The sequence below is a fragment of the Streptomyces sp. ISL-100 genome (assembly GCF_018614615.1).
Lineage (GTDB): Bacteria > Actinomycetota > Actinomycetes > Streptomycetales > Streptomycetaceae > Streptomyces.
This window is the reverse complement of sequence record NZ_JAGGOK010000153.1, coordinates 1-7,504: the sequence shown is the minus strand read 5'-3', so window position 1 is coordinate 7,504 and position 7,504 is coordinate 1. Positions and strand designations below refer to the sequence as shown.

Annotated in this window: 7 protein-coding genes; 3 read left to right on the top strand and 4 right to left on the bottom strand. The window is 66.3% G+C overall.

What is annotated here, in order from left to right:
• Positions 1-362: GNAT family N-acetyltransferase (locus J7E89_RS40385; RefSeq protein WP_214981508.1), on the top strand; the 362-nt coding region annotated here is incomplete at its 5' end.
• Positions 363-565: 203 nt separating this feature from the next.
• Here J7E89_RS40385 and J7E89_RS40380 read toward each other — a convergent pair.
• Positions 566-979, bottom strand: coding sequence for a DUF6281 family protein (locus J7E89_RS40380; RefSeq protein ID WP_251061771.1), 414 nt, complete (start codon positions 977-979; stop codon positions 566-568).
• Positions 980-1,014: 35 nt separating this feature from the next.
• Positions 1,015-2,097 carry a peptidase M10 gene (locus tag J7E89_RS41690; RefSeq protein WP_251061770.1) on the bottom strand — a complete coding sequence of 361 codons (1,083 nt, stop codon included), beginning with the start codon at positions 2,095-2,097 and terminating at the stop codon, positions 1,015-1,017.
• Between the two features lie 598 nt (positions 2,098-2,695).
• Here J7E89_RS41690 and J7E89_RS40370 point away from each other — a divergent pair.
• On the top strand, positions 2,696-3,232 hold the full coding sequence (locus tag J7E89_RS40370) for a DUF6119 family protein (protein WP_214981507.1): 537 nt from the start codon (positions 2,696-2,698) through the stop codon (positions 3,230-3,232).
• Positions 3,233-3,283: 51 nt separating this feature from the next.
• On the opposite strand, the gene J7E89_RS40365 is transcribed toward J7E89_RS40370, so the two are convergent.
• The gene (locus J7E89_RS40365) at positions 3,284-5,635 is read right to left on the bottom strand and encodes an ATP-dependent RecD-like DNA helicase (RefSeq protein WP_214981506.1); all 2,352 of its coding nucleotides are present in this window, start codon (positions 5,633-5,635) and stop codon (positions 3,284-3,286) included.
• A gap of 280 nt (positions 5,636-5,915) precedes the next feature.
• On the opposite strand from J7E89_RS40365, the gene J7E89_RS40360 reads away from it, so the two are divergent.
• Positions 5,916-6,509: a transposase gene (locus J7E89_RS40360; RefSeq protein ID WP_214981505.1), complete on the top strand. Its 594-nt coding sequence runs from the start codon at positions 5,916-5,918 to the stop codon at positions 6,507-6,509.
• Between the two features lie 133 nt (positions 6,510-6,642).
• Here J7E89_RS40360 and J7E89_RS40355 read toward each other — a convergent pair whose 3' ends face one another.
• A complete protein-coding gene (locus tag J7E89_RS40355; protein WP_251061769.1) occupies positions 6,643-6,954 on the bottom strand; it encodes a hypothetical protein in 312 nt (103 codons plus the stop codon).
• Positions 6,955-7,504 lie beyond the last annotated feature (550 nt).

Here is a 7,504-nt window from a genome sequence, read left to right as displayed (position 1 = left end):
GCCGTGCACTGCTATTAGGTCATGAGCATTACTCCAGCGACCATGTCGTCGGGTTCTGCCGCATTGGCCTGAGCGGCGTCCGCGCCGGCAAGCTCGGGTACGCCACAGCAGCTTCCGCATGGGGCAAGGGCTACGCGGCCGATGCGGCACGCACGATGATTAGCTTCGGCTTCCGTGAGCTGGGCCTCCATCGCATCAGCGCCGCAATCGGCCCCGACAACCTTCCCTCAATCAAGCTCGTCGAAAAACTCGGCTTCACTCGCGAGGGTGTCCTCCGTGACCACGTCTTCACCAATGGCGCGTGGCGAGACAGCATCCTGTTCTCAGTCCTCGAACAGGAATGGATCACGGTCAACTCGTAGTGTCAGACGCACGTGTGGGGCGTAGCTGGTCATCGGGTACGCCCCACACGCGCGTTAGTCACACAGCCATGGGTGAGCCCGGATCCACCGGCTTGATGCCTGTGGATGGTTCTTTTCGACGGAAAAGGCCAGCGTCGGTGCATCTGGGGCACACCGACGCTACGCCTCGCGGTCCTGTGACACATCCGCTAGGCGGAGGTGGATCAGGAGCCGTCGATCAGTTTCTCAACCTCAGTGGGAAGACCCTTGGCGGAGTCGACGGCGAAGAGGACGGCCTCACCAGGCGTGTCTCCCACCGCGATGGCGATGTCGGTGTCGAGTCCCGCGACCGCGTAGGCGGTCGACTCGGTCGCGGGCTCCGCGCCCTCGCTCTGGCCCCCCGTGTCGTCGCAGGGCGCGGAACTGACGGCGCCGAGCTTTTTCCCTATCTTGAAGTCGACGTTGGCGACATCCCCGTAGGTACGGTCCTCGTACGTCACCCGGTAGGCGCAGGACGCCGAGTCATCGCCACCGCCTCCGCTCGACGAAGTGCAGCCGATGGTCGACGCCCCTGCGGCGACGGCCACCAGGAGCATGCGTACGGATCCGCCTCGGCCGACCGGGAAAGCAGCGCTCATCGGTTCGTTCCTTCTCTCTCAGAGTGGCCTTCGGCTCAGTAGATGCTCCGGAGACCGAGGACGTCGCCCTTGCCGAGCGTCCTAGCCTTAGTCGAGCACGTGAACGAGTTGGTGTACATGGTGAGGTTGGAGTGCCCCGTAGCGACGTGCCCCATCCCGAAGACGTGTCCGGCCTCGTGAGTACCGACGGACCGGATGTCATCCTTGTTCCGGCAGCTGCTCGTGGGGTTGTTCGTGAAGTCGAAGTCCGTGGTGTTGAAGCGGACGTCGGCTTCCCTGAGGTCGTTCTTGATGCCGGGCGAGGACCAGGACCACGTGCACGCCACGGCGACGGTATTGCCGGACAGGTTGCCCGCGTCCCAAACGCTCACCCCGTCCCGATCGGTGCACTGGGAGCTGCTGTTGATGTTCGTTTCTCTGGTCGTGGTGCCCCGGTAGTTGCTCTCCGCGCCGACCTGGTCGGTGTAGCCGCAGTTGTTGTAGCTGTCAGTGATGTTGTCGATGGCGTCCCAGAACGCCCACTTAGCATCTTCTTGTGACAGGGCGCCGGGCATTCCTCCGTCGCCGATGTACCACTCGTACGTGCCGTACTCCTTGAGATCGTTCGTTGAATAGGCGCCGTCGCTGCACGCGGACGTCGCGGTGGCGCTCAGGTCGTCCATGTCTTCGACCGGGACATCCCCGTCCTGGGGCGTGTCTTCCACGTCCGCGTTGGAGTCCGCCTCATCCGCCGCATCTGTGTCGGTCTCTACGACGCCGGACAGGTCGTCGGCGATGTCGACGCCGTCGACAGACGCGTCCACGCCCGCCTCGGCCAGGTCGTAGGAGACTGTGCCATCGCTGGCGACCTCCATTTGGAACCCGTGTACGTCGCCGGCCGGCGAAAGAGCCTCGATACTGACGGCCGTACCGGGTTGGGGCACCGTCACGGCAGCGCCGTCAAACTCGACCACCCGCCCGATCGCTCCGCAGTCGACCGCCGACGACCCGGCGGGCAGGTCGGCGACACTGAGGACGCCTTCCTCCAGCACACAGTCACCCGAGCCCCCAGCCTCGGCCGCGACGGCCTGCGTGCCACCGGACAGCGCCGACAACGACACCAAAAGCGCGAAAGCCATTCCCGCTCTACCTATGAATCTTCGATTCCGCTCAGCCACTCTCATCCTCCGTGAGCCCCCCCACACTTCGCGGGAAATGATCAAATTCGGAAGACAGTAGCTTTCAATTGGCTATAAAAGCTGTCTAGTTAGAGACAAAACCCTTGACTATTTGACTGGCCTGCACCTGTTGACGTATTGCATCCATGAGGTAAGTGACCCACCCCCAATTTCACGACCGCCCCGCACCCTGCTTGTTTCCGCCTCCCCCTCTACTCGACCTTGCGCCAGGCCGTCGCGAGAGGGGAGTAGCAGGCCAAGCCCCCGCCGCAAACCCTTGATCGGGTCGCGCTCGCTTCGCAAGGCCAGGTCGCCCGCTCTTCAACCCAGCGGAATGGCGCCTTCCGGTGCGCGGTGGCGCAGCGAGAGGGAAGGCTTCCTGCCCACGGTGGCTCGCTGGTCAGAGCCTCAGTCACTCCAAACAGCGCGCGTCCCTTCTAAGCGCGTGGCCGCAGGTTCGAGTCCTGCCGGGGGCACCCAATACGTGGCTGGTCAACGCCCGTGGGGGCGGCCAGCGGTGTCACCGCTCGCTCCGTGAGCGCCGCCAGTTCGGCGGCGGTTGCAGCCGACCCCGTGGGACCTCGACGCCGCCGACGAGTGCAAGTACAACGCCCACGTCCCCAACCAGCGGCGGGGCTATGTCTGCATGGACCGCAAGAACGCGAAGAACCCGCTCAGGATGACCACCGGGATCGAGATCTGTGACCTGATCACCCCCGAGAACACCCTGGTCATGGTCAAGCACGCGCACGGTGGTTCGGACGCCCTCAGCCACCTCTTCAACCAGGGGCTCGTCGCGGTACAGATGCTGCAGCAGTCGGACGAGGTGAGGAGCCAGTTCGTCCGCCGTGTCCGCGAGGAGAGCAAGGGGCGGCACGTACTGCCTGACGACTTCGCCCCCAAGCACGTCGTGTTCGCGATCCTGCTCAAGCGCGGCACGGCATTGACCCCCGAGACACTCTTCCCCTTCTCCCAGGTCGCCCTCGTGCAGGCCGCCAAGGAACTGGAGCGCCAGGGGGTGACGGTCGAAGTCGTCGGCATTCCCGAGGCGGCACCCGCGGCCGACGCCGTGCCGCGGTTCCGCGGCGCCGCGTAGCGGTCCGTGGGCCCCGCTGACCACCGACCGGACCAGCGCGAGCCGCCGACGTCAGCTCCAGGCGAGTTGACCGGTTGGGGTCTGGGCTCGGGGCGCAGGTACACCGTCGGCCGGGTGAGCGATGCGGTGAGTGAGCGCAGTGTTGCGGCGCTGGGTGCGGTTGTTGGCGATCGCTCGCTCGACGGCCTCGGTCTGGCCGATCAGCATGACGCCGTGCCGGGCGCGGGTAATGGCGGTGTAGAGCAAGTTGCGCTGGAGGAGCATCGTCCCGGCAGCGTTGATCATCGGGACGATGACGTACGGGTACTCGCTGCCCTGGGAGCGATGGACGGTCACGGCGTAGGCGTGGACCAGCTCGTCGAGGTCGGTGAAGGGGTAGGTGGCTGCCTCGCCGTCGTGAAAGGTGATGGTGAGCTGGTGGGTCTCAGTGTCGACAGCGGTGATGGTGCCGCTCGTGCCGTTGAAGACACCACTCTCGCCGCGGTGGGGGTTGTTGCGGATCTGCTGGACGCGGTCGCCGAGTCGGAAGGCGGTGCCGCCGTGGTAGTGCTGGGGCTTGTCGTCGGCTGGCGGGTTGAGGCTCTCCTGGAGGCGCAGGTTGAGGTCGTTCATGCCAGCGATGTTCTTCTTGCCCGGACACAGGACCTGGATGTCCTGCGGGCTGGCACCGAAGCGTTTCGGCATACGGTCGGTGACCAGGTCCACCACACGCTGGGCAATGTCCTCGGCAATGGGAACGGGCCAGTTCCAGAACGCCTTGGGGTCGTCCTTCGGCAGCTCGCCGCGCAGGATGCGGTGGGCGTTGGTGGTAATCGCGGCGCTGTCGTCGTGCTGGCGGAAGACCTTGGTGAGCCTGGTGCGCGGGATGTCCTGGACATCGAGCAGATCGCGCAGGACCCGGCCGGGTCCGACGCTGGGCAGCTGGTTGATATCGCCGACGAGCAGCAGGTGGCAGCCACCGCGGACGGCTGCGAAGAGGCGGCGGGCCAGAGCGAGGTCGAGCATTGAGGCTTCGTCGACGACCACGAGGTCGGCGCTCTCCAGGGCGCCGGCGTGGTCAAAGAGGGAGTCGCCGTCGGGTGGCCGAATGAGACGGTGCACGGTCATCGCTGGCTGGCCGCAGGTCTCCTCCAGGCGCTTGGCGGCCTTCCCGGTGGGCGCGGCCAGCACGACGATCGCGCCGGCCTCGTCGGCGATGTCGACGAGGGTGCGCAGGGCATGGGTCTTGCCGCAGCCGGGGCCGCCGGTCAGGACGGAGACGGTGCGGGTCAGTGCGGTGCGGATCGCCTGGTACTGCTCGTCGGTCAGCCCGGCTGATTCCTGGGTGGTAAGCGCGGCCAGCCGCTCCGCCCATGGCGTGAGATCGGCCAGCGAGGAGGTCGGGGAATCGAGGAGGCGCCGTACGTGGAAGGCGAGTTGAGTCTCGTCGCGATGCCGGTGCGGCAGCATGGCGATCTCCATGTCCACCACGGCGTCGGTGCCGTCGAGCACGGCAAGCGGGAGAGTTTCGGTGACGACCTCGGCTTGGCCGCGCAGTGCTTCCAGCGCCTGGCGCAGCACCGCATCGTCAAGGATCTCCTCGGTGGCCGCGTCGTCGTCGGTCAGCAGATTGCGGGTACGGGCGATCAGCACACGTACCGGCAGGTGACAGTGGCCGCCCCCGCCGGCGTCATCGAGTTCGTGCAACAGGGCGGCCTGGAGGCGTGCATCGCTGTGCTTCGGGATGCCGACGGCCAGGGCGATCTTGTCGGCGTTGGCGAAGCCGACGCCGTGCACGTCCCGGCACAACCGGTAGGGGGTGCGGGTCACGATACGCATCGGGTCGTCGTCAGCATCGGCGTACGCGCTGTAGATCTTCACTGCAAGCGCCGGGGTGATCCCCAGCCCCTGGAGAAACACCATGATCTCGGCGATGGCTTTCTGTTCCTGCCAGGCCGCTGTGATCCGCCTCAGCCTGATCTCGCCGACCCCATGCACCTCCAGCAGCCGCTGCGAATCGGTGTCGATAATCTCTAGGGTCTGCGCTTTGAGGGTATCCACGATCGCGGCAGCGAGGACGGGGCCAATGCCGCGGATCATGCCCGAGGCGAGATAGAGGCGGATGGCCCGCTCGTCGGCCGGCATGGTCCGCTCGCACCGCTCGGTCTTGAACTGCCGCCCGTAGCGTGGGTGATGAACCCATGAGCCGTGCAGCCGCAGGCTCTCTCCGGGCCGCGTACCGAAGAGTGCCTTGCCATGGGCAGTGATTCCCTCATGGTCCATGGTCGTCGTGGCCAGCCGGATCACCGTGCGCTCGTCATAACTGACGTGCAGCAGGTGATCGACCACACCGTCGATCACCTCGGGGGCGTCCAAACACACTTGGTGGGGCACGTGCACCATCTCCAGAGGTACGTACAGCACCGGATCACGTGATGCCGCCAGGGACGCGGCAAGATCAGGATGATGCCCGAGGGTGCGGGATGTCCCGTATTTCGAGGGTTCCGTTCACCGAAATGCGCGACAAGCAGGAGACGCGGACTGTCGCGGGACGTTCCGAACCACGGGACTGGCGACAGCCCCCGAATAGCAGTTGTTCACAGGATGCGTACGCGTCGGTCTGGCTGCACGTACCCGCCCCGTAGCGCGCGCTCGTCACAGGCACGAGGTATCAGAGCGCTCCTCATGCAGCCGGTGGCGCGCGATGCCTGCTGGCTTCCCCGCTTGGGACCGCGTCTACGCGTTCTTCCGCCGCTGGCGCGACCACCGGCTGATTGCCGAGTTCCACGACCGGCTGCGCGGCCGGGTCCGCGAGAGCGAGGGCCGGGACACCGAACCGACCGCCGCGATCGTCGACTCGCAGTCGGTCAAGGCAGCCTCGTCCGTCCCGGCCGCCACGCGGGGCTTCGACGGCGCCAAGAACATCAACGGCCGCAAGCGGCACCTGATCGTGGACTGCCTGGGCATGCTGCCCCGCCTGCTCGCGCGCCACCGCAGGATCCGGCTCGTGTGGGCCGACGGCGGTTACGCGGGCCGCCTTGTCGACTGGGCCAGGGACAAACTCCGCCTCGCCCTCCAGGTCGTCAAGCGCAGCGACGACACGCGCGGCTTCATCGTGCTGCCCCGACGCTGGTGCGTGGAGCGCACCCTGGGCTGGCTGATGCGCACCCGGCGCCTGGCCCGCGACTACGAGATGCGGCCCGCCACCAGCGAAGCCGTCTTGCAGTGGTCGATGGCCATGCTCATGGGCCGCCGCCTCGCCCGCGGCAGGCTCACCCCGCCGGGCACCGCAGGGTGAACAGGCCCGGTCGGTCCTCGACCAGCCAGCCCCGCGCCACCAGCCGCTTCGCCTTGACCCGCGCACCCTCGACCTTTGCAGGCACCAGCTCCAAGCCCAATCGCGCAGCCAAGTCTTTCGCCCGCAGCCCCTCCTAGCCCGACTCCGCGTCCAGCACCGCCAGCAGCCGCCGGTACTCCGGCGCGAGCACCCCAGCCGTGACACCCTCGCGCCAGGCGGGGACCACCGACCCGGCGGCGGGCTCCTTGTCCACGGCCGGAACCGGTGCCGGCCGGACCAGCTCCTCGAGCACAGCACCCGCGGCCAGGGCATCAGTCAGCTCCGCGAGCGCGACCACCCGACGCTCCAGCACGGCCTCTGCCTCCCGCAGTTCGGCCTGGAGGGCCTCCACCCGCTGACGGGCGGTACGCTGTCGCTCCTCCAACAACCCCATCACCGACGGCATTCGGCACCTCCTCGACGAGACGACACGACGTGTCATCCCTGCCGCCGAACCACCGACATCACGCCTGACGAGTGAAAACGCAGCGATCACGTTCGGAAAGACAACAGCGTCTGAGAGGTCGTTTTCATCGGTGAAGTCTGTTTGCTCCCAGCTTGCTTCGATGTCAGGCTGCGACTTCTGAGGTGCCGATGCGTCAAAATGGCTGGTGAGGCTAAAACGGAGCCCGTATTGCCGGTCTCATCCTCTGAAGTCTGTCTCACTCCAAGAAGTGCCCATATCGGCGAGACCTCTCGCCACGCCCCGCACGATCCCAACACGTGAGAGGCGCGAGTGAAGTCCTGAGGCATGTGATGCGGCATAAACCAGGTGAAAACGACCTCTCAGAGGGCGTTTAGACCCTTCTTAGTGATTTTTGAGCCGGTTTGCACTTCGGATTCTCTGGTGCTGCCGGGGTTGGAGTGGCCTGTGGTGTGAAGGTGATGATTCCGGGGGCGTATAAGCCAGGAGGATCCTGTTTCATCCCAAGACGCCGCGTTGTGCGCCCTGTGCT

Bases quoted from the DNA above. Each gene is read 5' to 3' on its own strand.
- J7E89_RS40380 (WP_251061771.1), bottom strand. From the start codon at position 979: ATGAGCGCTGCTTTCCCGGTCGGCCGAGGCGGATCCGTACGCATGCTC.
- J7E89_RS41690 (WP_251061770.1), bottom strand. From the start codon at position 2,097: ATGGCTTTCGCGCTTTTGGTGTCGTTGTCGGCGCTGTCCGGTGGCACG.
- J7E89_RS40360 (WP_214981505.1), top strand. From the start codon at position 5,916: ATGCCTGCTGGCTTCCCCGCTTGGGACCGCGTCTACGCGTTCTTCCGC.
- J7E89_RS40355 (WP_251061769.1), bottom strand. From the start codon at position 6,954: ATGCCGTCGGTGATGGGGTTGTTGGAGGAGCGACAGCGTACCGCCCGT.